This is a genomic window from Janthinobacterium sp. PLB04, assembly GCF_021165895.1.
Taxonomy (GTDB): domain Bacteria; phylum Pseudomonadota; class Gammaproteobacteria; order Burkholderiales; family Burkholderiaceae_D; genus Janthinobacterium; species Janthinobacterium lividum.
The window spans coordinates 1,913,740-1,929,677 of sequence record NZ_CP088968.1 but is presented as its reverse complement, the minus strand read 5'-3'; the positions used below and the strand labels follow the sequence as shown (position 1 = coordinate 1,929,677).

11 protein-coding genes are annotated in these 15,938 nt (G+C 61.4%); 1 reads left to right on the top strand and 10 read right to left on the bottom strand.

Features of this window, described 5'->3' with window-relative positions:
• Entirely contained in the window at window positions 1–2,994 is a 2,994-nt protein-coding gene (locus LSO07_RS08370; RefSeq protein ID WP_151093280.1) for an ExeM/NucH family extracellular endonuclease, read from the bottom strand.
• Window positions 2,995–3,423: 429 nt separating this feature from the next.
• On the opposite strand from LSO07_RS08370, the gene LSO07_RS08365 reads away from it, so the two are divergent.
• On the top strand, window positions 3,424–4,152 hold the full coding sequence (locus tag LSO07_RS08365; RefSeq protein WP_225317218.1) for a PEPxxWA-CTERM sorting domain-containing protein: 729 nt from the start codon (window positions 3,424–3,426) through the stop codon (window positions 4,150–4,152).
• Between the two features lie 46 nt (window positions 4,153–4,198).
• On the opposite strand, the gene LSO07_RS08360 is transcribed toward LSO07_RS08365, so the two are convergent.
• The 9 genes from LSO07_RS08360 to LSO07_RS08320 form a co-directional block, all read right to left on the bottom strand.
• Window positions 4,199–5,227 (bottom strand): TIGR03790 family protein, encoded by a 1,029-nt coding sequence (locus LSO07_RS08360; protein WP_034782146.1) that lies wholly within the window; start codon window positions 5,225–5,227, stop codon window positions 4,199–4,201.
• Between the two features lie 133 nt (window positions 5,228–5,360).
• The gene (locus LSO07_RS08355) at window positions 5,361–5,939 is read right to left on the bottom strand and encodes an FxDxF family PEP-CTERM protein (RefSeq protein ID WP_151093276.1); all 579 of its coding nucleotides are present in this window, start codon (window positions 5,937–5,939) and stop codon (window positions 5,361–5,363) included.
• Window positions 5,940–6,023: 84 nt separating this feature from the next.
• Window positions 6,024–6,581 (bottom strand): FxDxF family PEP-CTERM protein, encoded by a 558-nt coding sequence (locus LSO07_RS08350; protein WP_034782143.1) that lies wholly within the window; start codon window positions 6,579–6,581, stop codon window positions 6,024–6,026.
• A gap of 182 nt (window positions 6,582–6,763) precedes the next feature.
• The gene (locus LSO07_RS08345; protein WP_151093274.1) at window positions 6,764–8,218 is read right to left on the bottom strand and encodes a mannose-1-phosphate guanylyltransferase/mannose-6-phosphate isomerase; all 1,455 of its coding nucleotides are present in this window, start codon (window positions 8,216–8,218) and stop codon (window positions 6,764–6,766) included.
• 97 nt (window positions 8,219–8,315) lie between these two features.
• Complete coding sequence (locus LSO07_RS08340; protein ID WP_151093272.1) at window positions 8,316–9,581, bottom strand: glycosyltransferase family 4 protein; 1,266 nt, start codon at window positions 9,579–9,581, stop codon at window positions 8,316–8,318.
• The gene (locus LSO07_RS08335) at window positions 9,562–10,872 is read right to left on the bottom strand and encodes a nucleotide sugar dehydrogenase (RefSeq protein WP_034782139.1); all 1,311 of its coding nucleotides are present in this window, start codon (window positions 10,870–10,872) and stop codon (window positions 9,562–9,564) included. The genes LSO07_RS08340 and LSO07_RS08335 overlap by 20 nt, the downstream gene beginning before the upstream one ends.
• A complete protein-coding gene (locus tag LSO07_RS08330) occupies window positions 10,869–12,884 on the bottom strand; it encodes a heparinase II/III family protein (protein ID WP_225317217.1) in 2,016 nt (671 codons plus the stop codon). Before LSO07_RS08330 ends, LSO07_RS08335 begins: the two co-directional genes overlap by 4 nt.
• A gap of 7 nt (window positions 12,885–12,891) precedes the next feature.
• Entirely contained in the window at window positions 12,892–14,703 is a 1,812-nt protein-coding gene (gene asnB / locus LSO07_RS08325) for an asparagine synthase (glutamine-hydrolyzing) (RefSeq protein WP_231773001.1), read from the bottom strand.
• 83 nt (window positions 14,704–14,786) lie between these two features.
• Window positions 14,787–15,869, bottom strand: coding sequence for a glycosyltransferase family 4 protein (locus tag LSO07_RS08320; RefSeq protein ID WP_080753338.1), 1,083 nt, complete (start codon window positions 15,867–15,869; stop codon window positions 14,787–14,789).
• Between the last annotated feature and the right edge of the window lie 69 nt (window positions 15,870–15,938).

Here is a 15,938-nt window from a genome sequence, read left to right as displayed (position 1 = left end):
TTAGAAGTTGCCGGCGAAAATGCTGGCGGAATAATTGATCGTCACTTTCGACGGATTGGTGAAACTGACGGCAAACGAGGCTGTCGCGCCCGGCGCCAGGCTGGCCGCGTTGACCGTGACATACGCGGCGCCCGCATGGCTGCCCGTGGCATTGGCCAGGGCCACGCCGGCAGGCAAGCCGCCGAACACCACCTGGAACGGGCCGTTCAAGGCGCTCGTGCCCGTGTTGGTGAACGAGAAGGTGCCCGTGTATTTTTGCGTCACGCGGTTGTACGCGAGGCCCGAACTGGCTTGCGCCACGCCGGCCGTGATGTCGCGGTAAGCGGGCTGCAAGTCCAGGCTGATGACGACGGGATCGTGGTCCGAGGCGCGGTAGGGCAAGCCGTTGTACAAGTCTTGCGGCTTGGCCGAGTCGATGTTGTAGTCGATCACTTCCGGCTCGTCCGCATTCACATGCCATTCGGCCACGCCTGCCACTTGCGGGCTCAGCGACGCACTGGCCAGCGCATGGTCGAGGTAGCCGCTCTGGCCGCCGAATACATACGAGTACGGCATGCCGGACGGCCGCACGAAACGCTCGAGTTCATTGACGAAGCCAGTGCCCGTGATGACCTGGATCGGGTCTTCCGCGCCATATGAATTCAGGTCGCCGATGACCAGCACGTCCGCGTCGCCGGCAGCGGCCGCCACTTGCGGCACGAAACTGCCCACCAGACGCTGGGCTTGCTGCACGCGGGTGGCATTCCAGCAGCTCTGGCTATCGTTCTGGTCCGCGTCCAGCCCGCTCGATGGACAACTGCCCTTCGACTTCAGGTGGTTGACGACCAGCGAGAATTTCTCGCCATTGCCGGCGCGGAAGGTCTGTGCCATGGGTGGACGGTTGTTGATGGCGTTGGCATCCGACAAGGCGCCGCCTACCAGGCCCAGCTTGGCCGGCTTGTAGATCATGGCCACGCGGATGGCATCCGTACCTGTGGCGGCCGGCTTCGGCACCACGGCATACGTGACGCCGCCGATGGCAGCGTTGAGCTGCTCGACCAGATAAGTGACGGCCGTTTCGCCATTGTTCTGGATTTCCATCAAGCCCACCACGTCCGCATCGATGGCTTTCAGTTCGGCGACGATCTTGTCGCGCTGGCGCACGAATTCGGCCAGGTTGTCGGCGCCGCGGCAATTGCTCTTGGTGGTAGACGAGCCCACGGTGCAGCCCTGCCCCGTCTGGCCAAACACGTTATTGCCATTGGTAAAGGTCGTAAAGAAGTTCAGCACGTTCGCGCTGGCCACCTTGACGTTGCCTGATGGCAGTTCCGGGCTGCCCGTGCGCGGGTTGTCGCGCGAAAATTGCGGCGCCTGCGTCGGCTGCAGTTTGTAGGCGGCACCGCCACCGCCGATGGCGCCAAAGTCCACCACGCCCGTCAGGTCGGCTACCGTGTCGCCGCTGCGCACGGTGTTATCCTGGCCGATGTACGGTATCGTTGGCGGCGCAATGAAAATACCATCATCGAGCACGATCAGGTTGTTCGCATTGGCGGCGATCAAGGCTTGCGCCTCGGCGGAGCCGGCCGGATAACGGTTGGTCGGCACTTCGCGCCGTCCCGCCGAGAGGGTCAGCTCGCCGCGCGCGCCCAGGTAGGCGTTTTGCGACACGGTCAAGGGCTGCGTGAAGCGCACCAGCATGCCTTCCACGGCGGCCAGGTTCTCGTTCGGCAAGATCACATTCGTCGGCACGATGGCGTGGCCCGCGCTTTGCGTGAGGATGGCCGTCACGTCCTTGAATTCCGTATAGGAATTTTTCGCGCCCGACGGCGTGTATTCGACCACCGTGCCCGTCACGCGCACCAGCTCGCCCGGCTGCACGGTGGTGGCCGTCGCGCCCGTGTACACGAAAATGCCGTCCGAGGTCGACGGGTCGCCATCGCCGGCCGCGTCCTGGATGAAGAAGCCGGTGCCTACTTTCAGGGTGACCACACCCTGCGTCGTCTGCACGGAATTGGCGTACGGGCTGGCCGCGCCGCTGCCCTGGATTTGCGGGATCGTGTGGCTGACGGCAGCCAGGCCTTGCACGGCGACATCGATCTTGCAACTGGCGCTTTGCTGCTGGTCGTTGCTGAAATTCACGATGACAGGGTAATTTCCCACCGGCACGCCGGCGGCCACCAGCAGGCTGACCATGGCGCTCTCGCCCGCCACGCCGGCCGCGCTGAAATTGGCCAGGCTGATGCCGGCCACGGCCGGCGAGCTCAAGTTGGCGGCATTCACGACGCCATCGACGTCGGATGCGCGCAGCACGGCGCTGCCGCCATTGCCCACGGCCAAGGCCAGGCTGGCGGGGCAGCTGGTGACGATCTGGTGCACGACAGGGCCGCCGCAGGCATTCAATGGCGAAGCCGTATTGCGCGGCGTCACGCTGCCGGTGGCGAAGTCGGCGCTGTTATCGTCCGTGTCGGCGCAGCCGCCATTCGCACGCGCAATCGACAGCGTATTCGATGGCGCGGGCGCGACGGCGCCTTCGAAGCCGTTGGCCGTGCCGAAGCCGACCAGGTCGATGACGGCGGCGCCCGTGGGGCTGGTGCCCGTTTGCGCCGTCTTGCTATTACTCAGCAACACCTTGCCCGCCGTACCGGACATGGCCAGGCTGCCCGTGGCATCCGGTGCAGGCAAGTCCTGCGTACCGCCCGCGCCCTTGGCTTGCTGGACCAGCAAATACTGGCCAGGTTGCAATTCGATAGCCGGCAAGGCCGTCACCGACCAGCTGGAACCAGCGGCGGACGCGTATTGCACGCTCCAGTTGCTCACATTCACGGGGCTGGCACCGCGGTTGAACAGTTCGATGAAATCGTTGCGGTACAGCGCGCCCGTATTGCCGCCCCCGCCATACACCTGGCTGATGACGATATCGGAAGCAGCCAGGGCCGGCACGGACAGGCTGGCCAGCAGGGAGGCCATGACGGTCAGGCGCAACGGCGTGCGCAAGGGGGAAAACGAGGTGTGCATGAGGATCCTGGTCGGTAAATAAAGGACGCCGGTCCCGCATGATCGGCCGGCGCGCCACAATTAACAAAAGTATTTCAGACTTGTTATTTGCATATTAAAGGCCCGGGATGACGACTTGATGACATTTGATTAAGCCGAATGGAGTAAGGTGGCGCCCATTAAAGTGGCGACCAAGCAACAAAAATAATTCTGCAGAACATCGCCTCAGCAGCAACAGGCAAAATATGATATATTTCCTACAAATAAGTTTAATTACTTGCAACGATTTAAATGTTGCTGGCGCCCATACTCCAGGTACCAGCAATACAGTCGAAAACGTATCGGGCCCAACCCATGCCTGTTTTTCAGCTGTGCACAGCAACAGCGATGTACCGCATTGGCCCAACGAAGACAGCACAAGCTGTCAGTAATAACTCCGCGAGATCAAACATGACCACACCGATCAATTTCAAATTATCATTCTTACTCGTCACGCTGTTGACATTGACACACGCGACAGTTAACGCGCAGAACGCGCGCGCGCAAACCGGGGCGGAACAACAGAAACGATGCGAGGCTGCCGGCGGCAACAGCGCCGGTGGCAAGGCAAACAAAAATGACGATATGGACAGCACTTATAGCTCATGCCGGCTGATCGACGGCTATATCGGCATTGATGTCCGCAGCAACGACGGTGTCGGCGAGACAAAGCAATATGACGGCAATGACGCCACGCCCGACCTGAGCAAACCAGCTCAGTCCGGACGCACGCACTCGCTTGGCCTGTTCGACGATGCTGGTTTGAGTGGCATGAATGGCGGCCAGGGCGGCAAAGGCTTAAAGAGCCGCAACTCTGGCAGCAATATCGACCAGTTTACCTATGCGGCCACTGCGGATGAGTTTCCCAGCTGGGATGGCTACCACGCACCCTCGCTCGTGCGTCAGAACGTGCCGGAAGACGTTACGCAATTGCTGAGCTCAACCTCAAGCAGCGGCGGCAGTTTGCCAGCCGGCAGCGGCGTGGGTGGCGGTGGCAGCGGCGGCGGTATCGATACGGGCCGCAATACGGTGCCCGTCCCATTGGTCCCTCCCATTCCTGCCGTTCCTGAACCACAAACCTGGGCCATGCTGATGGCTGGGCTGGCCTTACTGGGCTTTGCCGCACGCCGCAAGGCATAACAAAAAAGGCTCGCAAGAGCCTTTTTTTTCATCGATCAACACCACCTCAGCGCCGGAACCTGGCATACGGCGCCGCCAGGGGATCGCCGATAAACAGGCCTTGCGCGGGCCAGGCCACGCTGCCCCAGTACGCTTCCAGCGCCGTCATGCCGGTCAGGTAGCGCCGCAGCAACACCGTCGAATTGGGAAACTTTTGCCAGTAGTTGCACGGCTCGCTGACGGTGCCGTAGCTGGCCGTCGCGCCCGCCTCCAGCCAGCGCTGGCTGCTCATTTGCGCCGTCCCCTGCAGATCGCCACCGAACGAAGTCAGGTGATCCGCCAGGGCGCCAGGCAGGAAGCGCAAGGTGTCGAGCTTGGCGACCTTGGCCATGCCCGTCTGGTACACCATGATGTCCTGCGCCCCATCGAGCACATCGGCCTTCAGGTTCCTGACCGTCAGCTTGCGCTGGCGCACAATCCCGGCAGGCGGAAAAAAAGCGGCACGGCTGTTGCGCGCACTTTCGCTGGTGGTCAGATAATACGCGCTGGCGGCAGGCACGGAAAAACCGCTGACCGTTCCACGATCCACCACGGCCTTGGCCTCTTCCACAAAATCGATGGGCAGCAGCATGGACAGGCGCATGCCCATCTGCGTAAATGGTTGCGGCACATTGCTGTTGAAATAGCTACTGGACTTGCCGGCGTCACACGTCTTCGCGCATTGCCCCGCGTCATAGCCCAGGGTATAGGCGGAAGTGATGGAATTGCATTCGACCGCATATGGCGCACTCCACACCATCAGCACGGCCTGGATATGGGGCTTCAATTGCGCATCGATGCGCTCCTTCAACTGCGCGAACTGATCCACGCTGAGCTTGCGCGGGCGGTTCGGGATATTCACGTGCACAACGTTTGCAGGAGGAATGCCATGCGCCTGGCGGTAATATTCGCCCACCGCGATGCTGTTCGGTTCGGCGTCATTGATCACGACAGCCAATTGCGCGGCATGCAATCCCGGCGGCATGGATGGTGCATCGGCATGGGCGATGCCAGCGGCCAGCGCCAGCGAAAGGAAGAGAAATTTATGCAAGGTCAATATCGTCGTTGAGGAAGATCGAAGCAGCCGTGCCGCAGCCGCCCACTGTGCGTGACGATTATAGCCCCACGTCGGCCGGCGGCAAAAAAAACGGAGGCCGCAGCCTCCGTTTCATATCCAGAATGTTTTATCTTCAGGCTTGCAGCTTGCGGCGGCGTGCCGCGAATCCCACCAAACCCAGGCCCGCCAGCAACATGCCGTAGGTTTCCGGTTCCGGTACCGGCGTGACGGCCAGGATGCCGCTATAGCTGCCGCCAGTTGGCGAGGCAACATAACCATCAATTTGCAGGAAGTAATTACTAGCAGCCAAAGGCGTGGAACCGGACTGCAGCGACCATGCCTGGTCTTGCGCCGTGAAGTTGATCAGGTCAAGCGCGCCATGAAACAGAATGCCGCTGGCATTACCCAGGCTGAAGCCGGTCAGGGTCAGGCCCGAGTTGGCGCTCGGCTTGAGCGACGTCGCCAATGCGCTCAGGTCATTCAAGCCCGTCACGCTGAACGTGAATTTGTCGCTGAAAAAGTTATTGCCCGCGCCGGCCAACTGGCCTGAGGCCAGCGAAAACGAGCCCAGCAGCTCACTACTGGAATAATCGAGCAAATCTTGCGTCAGATCCACAGTCGCGTGGCTGAGGTCAACCGGCGCCGCATGGGCTGCCAGGCTGCTGCCAGCAAACATGGCGGCCACAAACAGGGATTTCAGGAATTTTTTCATACTTTTCACCAAGAGGACTGCAACTGGCTCAGGCCAGCTGCGGGAAGGAAACGCAAACGAGGATGCCAATCAGCCAGGCAGGACTCAAGCCCCATTCTGGCGGCGACGTGCCATGAAGCCCAGCAGACCCAAGCCCGCCAGCAACATCGCATACGTACCTGGCTCAGGCACGGCCGATACCAGGCTGCCATTCGCACTGAAAGCCGCGCCCGTGTTCGACACCACATTGCCACTGACTTTCAAGTAATAGGAACCGGCGGCCAGATTGGCATACGACAGAGTCCACTTGTCATCGATGCCGGTCAACAACTGATCGCCGCCCAGCAGCAAGGTATTGCCAACGCTGCTGTACAAGCCGAAACCCGTCAGGTTCAGGCCATTCGTCGCGCTGCTGCTGCGCGAACTCAGTACCACGCTCAGGTCGCTGGCCTGTGCCACATTGAACGTGAACAGGTCATTGAAAAAATTACTCTTTTGATTATTTTTGAACTTGTCGCTGAACGTCAGCGAACCGCCCGCTGCCAGATTGACGGCGCCAGGCGTGGAACTGATGTCGACAGGCGCGGCAAAGGCTGCCTGCGCGAATAAAGCTGAGCCGGCAAAGGCCAGCGCGGCCAGCACCGAATACGTATTTTTCTTCATGCGATTCCACTGAGCGTAAACGCGGACGCGCCAGCGCGTCCGCATGAGTTATCTGATCAAACCAGGCAGAATCATAGCATAAAGCAATTTTTTATGTTAACTATTGTTTAATGAAAAGTTACTTTATAGCATCATTCTTTAAGCCAATAGTTTCACGGTGCTGGTATCGCCAAAACCGCACCTCAGGCACGCTGGTAAACATCCTCCAGGCGCACGATGTCGTCTTCACCCAGGTAGCTGCCCGACTGCACTTCGATCAGGTGCAAGGCCAGCTTGCCCGGGTTTTCCAGGCGGTGCGTCATGCCGATGGGGATGTAGGTCGATTCGTTTTCCGTCAGCAAAGTCACCTTCTCGCCACACGTGACTTGCGCCGTGCCGCTGACCACCACCCAGTGTTCGGCGCGGTGATGGTGCATCTGCAGCGACAGTTTGCCGCCCGGATTGACCGTGATGCGCTTGACCTGGAAACGTTCGCCGATATCGATGCCTTCATAACTGCCCCATGGGCGGTACACCTTGCGGTGCTGCACGTGTTCGCTGCGCCCCGCCTGCTTCAAGTGATCGACCACCTGTTTCACGCGCTGCACCTGGTCCTTGTGCGCCACCAGCACGGCGTCGTCCGTTTCCACCACGATCAAGTCCTGCACGCCCAGCACGGCCACCATGCGGCGCTCGGCGCGCACCAGGCAATTGCTCACGCCGTCGAGATACACGTCGCCGCGCACCACATTGCCGTTGGCATCACCCTGCTGCACTTCCCACAGGGCCGACCAGGAACCGACATCGCTCCAGCCGATGGCGGCAGGCAGCACCACCGCATGCGCCGTATGTTCCATGACGGCATAGTCGATCGAATCGGATGGACAGGCGGCGAAGGCTTTCTCTTCCAGGCGGCAGAAATCGAGGTCGCGGTAGCCGTCGCGCACGGCCGTTTCACAGGCGGCCAGCATGGCGGGCTGGAATTGCCCCAGCTCGCCCAGATAGCGTTCGGCGCGGAACATGAACATGCCGCTGTTCCAGAAATAGTTACCGGCGGCCAGGAACGACTGCGCCGTGGCCAGGTCCGGCTTTTCCACGAAGCGCTCGACCTTGCAGCCCGCCGTACCCGACGCCACGGGCGCACCGCTGCGGATATAGCCATAGCCCGTTTCCGGCGCCGTCGGCACGATGCCGAAGGTGGCCAGCGCGCCATCGGCCGCCAGCAGCGCCGCCTGGGCGATAGCCTGGTGAAACGCAGCCACGTCGGTGATGACGTGGTCGGCCGGCAAGACCAGCATCAGCGCCTGCGGGTCGATGGCCAGCAGGTATTGCGCGGCCACGGCCACGGCCGGCGCCGTGTTGCGTCCCACTGGCTCGAGCAAAATGCCCAGCGGCGGCAAGCCGATCTCGCGCAGCTGCTCGGCCACCATGAAGCGGTGCTCATTGCCGCACACCACCAGCGGCGGCATGACCTCGAAATCGGCCAGTCCGCTATCGCCGGCACGGCGGTTGGGCAGGCTCTGCACGCGCAGCGCCGTTTCCTGCAGCATGGTCTTGTCCGTTACCAGCGGCAACAGCTGCTTGGGCAGCACGGCGCGCGACAGCGGCCATAAACGGGTGCCCGAACCGCCGGACAGAATGACTGGATAAATTTTCATGGTTTCACTTCACAAACAGTTTATTGAGGAGCATGCACGCTCGACACTATAATCCTTCAGACGATCAGCAGGCCGCGCACGGCGCTGTTGCCCGGTGCTATCCGCCGCCATCCTTGCTCAAGGTCACTGAAACGGCGGGCGTGGCGGCGGGAAACAGGCGCGCATACGCGGCCAGCAGCTTGGGCGCTTCATATTCCCACTCCAGCTCGTTGATCACGCGATGGCGGCCAAACGCGCCCATCTGCTCGCGGCGGGCGGGATCGTCGAGTAATTCAACGATCTTGCGCGCCATGTCGATGGGGTCGTTCTTCAAGGCATACAGCGACGCCTGCTGCGCGGACACCTTGCCCTCGACCAGGTCGAATTGCACGATCGGCTTGCCAAGCGCCATGTATTCCATGATCTTGTTCATGGTCGACTTGTCGTTCATGTCGTTGGCCACGTCCGGGTTCACGCACACATCGGACGTGTTGAGCATTTCCAGCAATTGCTGGTCCGGCACGCGCCCGGTAAACGTCACGTAGTCGGCGATACCCATGTCCTGCGCCATCTGCTTCATCTGTTCCAGCGACGTGCCGCCACCCACCAGGCCGAACTGCACATCCTCGCGCTTCAAGGTCTGCACGATGTATTGCGCCGCTTGCAGCAGCAGATCGATGCCTTCCTGCGCGCCCATCACGCCCACATAGCCGACCAGGTAAGTGCGGTCCTTCTTGAGCTCCGGCACGGGCGGCAGCACGCGCAAGCGGTCCAGCTTGGGCCCGCTGCGCACCACGTAGACATCCTCGGGCTTCATGCTGCCCCGCTCGATGGCAATCTTCTTGTACGACTCGTTGGTGGCGATCGACACGTCGGCGCTCTTGAACGACCAGCGCTCGAACAGCACCATCAATTTATAAAAGAAATCGCGCCGGCCGAACTTGGCTTCGTACAGTTCCGGATTGATGTCGTGGTGGTCGAACAGGAAACGCTTGCCCATCGTCAACTTGAAGAAGCCGCCGATGAGGAACAACAGGTCGGGCGGATTGCAGGCGTGAATGACGTCGAAGCCGCGCGCGAAATGCACCTTCCACGCCAGGCGGAAAGTGTGGAACAGCGCCAGCGAATATTCGACCAGGTAGCCCTTCGCCCCTTCCGCTTCCAGCGGGAGGTTGTAGCGGTAGATATGGATGCCGTCGATGGCTTCGTAGCGCGACTCGTAGCCCTTGCCCGTCGGGCAGATGATCGACACTTCATAGCCGTTCGCATGCAGAGTGGTCGCTTCCTGCCACACGCGCCGGTCGAATGGCGAGGGCAGGTTTTCCACCAGGATCAGCACGCGACGCGGCTGGCCTGCCACGGTGTTACCAGCAGATGCCGTCATACTGCTCTCCACTTTGTTCCTTGCTGATGCGCACCAGGTCGACGATGTGCTGGTGCGGCTTCAGGCTGCCCGGCACGCTCTTGAATTCGGCTGCGCCATTGCCGATGACGATGGTGTCGGCAAAGTCGAGCACGTCCTGCATGTTGTCCACCATCAGCTTGGAAATATGCGGGATCATGTTCAGGATGTAATCCTGGTTGGCACCCGTCAAGGCAGCCAGGTTGACGTTCTTGTCGTACAGCTTCAGTTCGTAACCTTTGCCCAGCAGATACTCGATGACATCGACCAGCGGCGACTCGCGCAAGTCATCCGTGCCGGCCTTGAACGAGAAGCCCAAGATACCCACCTTGCGCGCACCTTTGTCGACGATCATCTTGATGCCCTTTTCCACTTGCCGCTGATTCGACGGCAGGATGGAGTTAAGCAGCGGCAAATCGAGGTCCAGGCTGCGCGCCTTGTAGGTCAGCGCGCGCACGTCTTTCGGCAGGCACGAGCCGCCGAAGGCAAAGCCCGGCTTCATGTAGTACGGCGACAGGTTCAGTTTGGTATCCTGGCAGAAGATTTCCATCACCGTGTGGCCATCGATGCCGACGGCCTTGCAGATGTTGCCGATTTCATTCGCGAACGCCACTTTCACGGCATGCCAGGTATTGTCCGTGTACTTGACCATCTCGGCCGTTTCCACATCCGTGCGCACCAGCGGCGCGTCCATCTTTTCATACAGTTGCACCAGCAGCGCGCCAGCCTTTTCATCGGATTCGCCGATGACGGTCTTCGGCGGATTGTAGTAATCGTAGACAGCCGTGCCTTCGCGCAGGAATTCCGGGTTGTTGCACACGCCAAAGTCGACGCCGGCCACCTTGCCCGACGCCGCTTCCAGGGTCGGAATGACCAGCGAGCGCATGGAACCAGGCAGCATGGTCGAGCGCGCCACGACGACGTGGAAGCTGTCCTTTTCACGGATGGCGGCGCCGATTTCCTGGCACACCTTGCGCACGTGGCTCAGGTCCAGGTTGCCATTGAGCTGCGAGGGCGTGCCCACGCAGATGAGCGACATGTCCGAGCCGAAGACGGCGTCGCGCACATCGAACGTGGCGCGCAAATGGCCGCTCTTCACGGTGGCGGCGATCATCTCGCCGATGTCTTTTTCAATGATGGGCGTGGTGCCCTGGTTGATCAGCTCAACCTTGGTCCTGTTCGGATCGACGCCGATGACTTCGTGTCCATCCGTTGCCAGGCAACCGGCCGAAACGGCACCCACATAACCCAAACCAAATATGCTAATTTTCATGTTTTCCTCGTATTTTCTGACAGATCAGGGGTAGCCAAACTCAGGTGAAACTGCGTGCGCAAGGTGGCCGCACCTTGCAGCTGCCCACGCCAGACCACCACAGGCGCAGCCTGTTTTTCATCGAAGCGGTACGAAACCCAGCCCAGGGGCGGAGCTTCGCTGCCGCATACCAATTGCACGGAGGCATCCGGCAACGGCGGCAAATGTATTTCCAGCGAGAAGGTGTCGCCCGCCACGCGCAGCACCTGGCCGTCCAGCTGCACGCGGCAGCGGGGATCGATGTGCCAGAACAGCTCCACCTCATGCGCGCCCTCGCATTCGAGCACATCGTCGACCACGATCAGCGCGGCGCCGGGCGCCACGCGCACGTCGCGCCGGTGCAGCACGGCATCTTTCAATCCCAGGTAGCCGTCATGGCTGGCGCTCCAGAATTGCCCATCCGCATCATCGCGCCACGCCAGGCACTCTGCCCTGGCCTTGCGCAGCCACAGGAAGTTACCGCCCGACTCGGACTGGTCGCGGCCATCGATGCGCACGGTGTTGTGCGCGCTGGTGCCGCGGAAATAGTCGCGCCACTGCTTTTGCGTATGATAGGCATACGTGCCCGGGTCGACCAGCACCATCTGGCCCGCCACGGACAAGGTCAGCGCCAGCGCATCGGCATGGCCGTGCGCGGCGATACCCAGGTAGCCCAGGGGACCGGCGTCGGCGGTCAAGCGCACTTCAGCGGGCGTGCCGAAGCCGGCGCCCATCACGTAATAGCCGCCCTCGGGGAAGGCGCGCGGCAAGGTATCCTGCGCAGCGTCCGGCAAGGCGTCAAACGCCTGGCGCCCCGCCTCGCCCAGCAGCCAGGCGCTTTTCTCGTCGAAGGTACGCGCCTTGGCCTTGAAGTCGGCGCGGCCGAACAGGGCTCCACCGCTGGCCAGCAGCGAGGTGTAGGGATTGGCGCCCGGCGCCTTGTCCCAGTGCGCCAGCAGCGCGTCGTCGGCGTCGCCGATCATCGGCACCTCGCCCGCCACGTTCGTCATGGCGGCGATAAAGTCCAGCATGGCTTCCAGGCGCTGCAAAAAGGCGGCCGAGCGGGGCCGACCATTGGCGCGGCCCGCCAGCACGCACAGCAGCATTTCATCGGCCACCGTGTGTTGATAATAAATCGCTTGCTCGCGGTTCACGCCATCCGGGCCGTTTTGCTTGAGCGCCTGCGCTTCCAGCTCGCGTTCCGTCTGCGCCAGCCAGCCGGCACTTTCTGGCCAGCACGGCCATGTGACCGCCGCGATATGCAAGCCCGTCAATTCACCAAACAGGTGATTGTTAGCCGACGAATGGCGCGAAAAATGGCCGGCGATGAAATGGCAATGCTGGTAGATGCTGTCGAGCCAGCGCTGCAGGAAGGCTTGACCCTGCGCGCCCTGGAACAAGGGACTATTGATGCCACCGAGCAAATGCCACGCATGCGACCAGCTGACCAGGCGCAAGGCCAGTTCCAGCGCGCTGCTCCAGTTCGGCCCCAGCGGATACGGACACTGCTGCCACCACGATTCGAGCAAGGCTTGCGCGCCGCGCGCATGGCGCAGGTCGCCACCGAGGCGGTACGCCATCGCCAGGTCGGCCACAGCCAGGTGGCGGTTCGGTTCCCACAGGCATTTGATGTCGCCTACCACCGCTTCATCGCGGTAATTGAGCGTCTTGCCAAAGCCCAGCGGCACCACGGTGCCCGTCTTCGGATCGCGGTTCCATTGGGGCGGGAAACCCAGGTCCGCATCGCGCAGGGCGAAGACATCGAAGCGGCCCGCCAGGATGCGTTCGGCGGCCGCCAGGTGCGGCGCCGCATCGATGGGCAAACCCAGCCATGGCGCGCCGAAACGCTGGCGCACGGCGGGCGGCGGCACATGCACCAGGCCATAGCCGCGCGCCTGCAGCCGCTGCTGCACGGCATCGCGCACACGGTGCGCCACCTCGGGCGCCCCCATGGCGCGCAAGCGGTTCAGTTTCCAGGACAGGTTACTCAGCATGGACATCTCACAGATACTGGCGGTGCCAGATTTCCAGGGTGAGCAAGCTCCACAGCAACTTCTCGTGGTTTTGCCGCCCGGCCACGTGTTCGGCCAGCACCTGCTGCAAGGCTTGCGCATGGTAATAGTGGCGCGTGCGCGACTCGGCGCCCGTCAGGTGCTCGTACAGATAATCCTTCATGGGACCGCGGAACCATTCGTTGACGGGCACGCGGAAGCCCACCTTCGGCCGCGACAGAATATTTTCCGGCAGCAACTGCTTCATGGCTTCGCGCAAGATCCACTTGGTGGTACGGCCCCGCACGCGGTACTCATCCGGCAGGCTCGACACGTAGGCGGCCAGTTCGTGGTCCATGAAGGGCATGCGCGCTTCCAGCGACGCGGCCATGGTCATGCGGTCGCCCCGCTCGAGCAGATTGTCTGGCAGCCAGCTCCGCTGATCGAAGCACAGGATACGGCGCAAGGCGCTGTTGCCGGCGCTGCCGCAGCCCAGCGAGGGATCCCGCTGGCGCGACGGCGCCTGCATGGCCACCAGGCGCGCGCGTTCCTGGTCGGACATCATGCCGAACCAGCGCGGCATGCGCTCGTCGAACGCTTCCAGGCCCAGGTTCACGATGGCCGTCTTGGCACGGCGGAAACGGTACGGCAAGGCGCCGATGGCCGGCTCGATCAAGCCGTGACGCAGCAGGCCCGGCAGCATTTGGTAGTTGCCCGCATAGCGCTCGTACACGTGCTTCGGGTAACCGCCGAGGATTTCATCGGAGCCTTCGCCCGTCAAGACCATCTTCACCGTCTTGCGCGATTCCTTCGCCAGCAAGTAGATGGGAATGTCTGACGGCTCGGCCACGGGGGCGTCGCGGAAGCGCACGAGGTCGGGCAACAGCGCGATGACCTGGTCGACCGATACTTCCAGCTCATGGTGCTCCGTGGAAAATTGCCGCGCGATATCGGCCGCATACGCCAGCTCGCTGAAGCCGCCCTCCTTGAAACCGACGGAAAAGGTTTTCACGGGCATGCCCGCATGGCGCGACATCAGCGCGACCACGGCCGACGAGTCGATGCCGCCGGACAAGAAAGCGCCGAAGGGCACGTCGGAAATCATGCGGATGCGCACGGACTCATCGAGCTTGTCGAGAAAAGTGGCAACGGGGTCGGCCGGCAACGGTGCCGCCACGCGCGGCCGGCTGTCGGCAGGCGTGAAATACACCTGTTCGCGCAGTGCGCCATTTTCCCATGTCAGGGTGGAGCCAGGCGCGAGCTTGCGTATCCCCTGGAACAGGGTTGCCGGACCCGGCACATAGCGGTAGGCAAAATAATCCCAGATGGCGGACTCGTCAGCTTGCGCGGCCATACCAGGAACGGCCAGCAATGCCTTGATTTCCGAGGCAAACAGCAAGCCGCCTGCGTGCTCGCACAGGAACAGCGGTTTCTTGCCGAACGGATCGCGCGCGATAAACAGGCGGTCGTGGCGCGCATCCCAGATGGCGAAGGCAAACATGCCGCGGAAATGCCGCACGCACTCCTCGCCCCACTGCACATACGCGTGCACGATGGTTTCCGTATCGGATGCGGTTTTGAACGTATGTCCCAGTGCAATCAGTTGCTCGCGCAGGGGCTGGAAATTATAAATTTCGCCGTTAAAAATTACTTGCACCGAACCATCGGCATTGCCCAGTGGCTGGTGGCCGGTGGCCAGATCGATGATCGACAGGCGCCGGTGCACCAGGCCGACACGATATTGTGCATTGCCGGTGGCGACATCGAGTATGCCGGTATCGTCGGGGCCACGATGAGCAATCGCCGCGCCCATCGCGGTCATGATGTCACGCTGTCCAGGAACAGATGCGGGGAGAATGAAACCAGCAATACCACACATGAATAACAGCCTCTTGAAAAGTAATCTTATCGACGCAGTGCGCCATAGGTGTCGCGGAAATCCTGCGCCAGGCGCTCCAGCGAATACTGGCTCTCGATGCGCAAGCGGCAGGCCTGGCCCATGCTTTGCAGCAAGGCACGGTCCCCATCGAGCCGTAAAATAGCCTGCGCCAGTGCTTGTGGATCGCGCAGTGCCACGAAAAAGCCGTGCACGCCATCCTGCATCACGTCAGGAATGGCGCCCACCGGACACACCAGCGCCGGCGTACGGGCTGCCATACTTTCCAACAACGCATAGGGCAGGCCCTCATGATGCGTGGGAAACCCAAATACATCCGCACATTTCCACAACTGGTCTTTCTCCTTGCCAAACACCGGCCCAAGGAAGCTTACGGCGTCTTGCAAGCCCAACTCGGCGGCCCGCGCCCGCAAGGAGGCCTCGGCCGGACCGCTGCCGGCGATCTTCAATGTCGCCGTCACGCCGGCAGAGCGAACCATGGCCAGGGCCGCCAGCAGTTCGAACAGGCCCTTGCTTTCCGCCAGCCTTCCCACGTAGACCAGAAGCAAGGGGCGAGCATGCATCCGTTTGTCCTGCGGATCGTCGGCGATATCGATGGCATTCGGTATCACCGCCAACGGCAGCGCTTCGTCAAAATGCCGGTAGGCGCGCAATTCCGTTTGCGCCAGCAACACGACCTTGTCAGCGGAACGCAACACCTTGCGCAATAGTCCGGTAAGCAATGGCCGGTTGCCAAAAAAATCCTCTGGCAGCGCGCCGCCATGCACCTGATAAACGACTTGTTTGCCCATCAGTTTGGCGATAAATACGTACACGATATCGCGCCAGTAACTCTTTTGCTCCATCGACGTGTTCACATGGACAATATCGGGACGTTTCCGCAACAACGATACGGCAAATTGAAACGGGCTGGTCAACAGACGCACCAATTTTCCTGGCGCGGACTCCCCGCGTCCTTCGCTGCCCACCTGGAAATGTACAAGATGAAAATCTCGCGACAAGCTGGATCGGTACATTTGATTCAGATGGGTACTAACCCCACTGACCGCATCAAGGGACGGTCCAAGCAACATCACAGTAATCATTTTCATATTATAAATTATTTTTTTGCAATCTAGTTAATCATGTAACCAGTGTGCGGGCGACATCACTTTACGCCG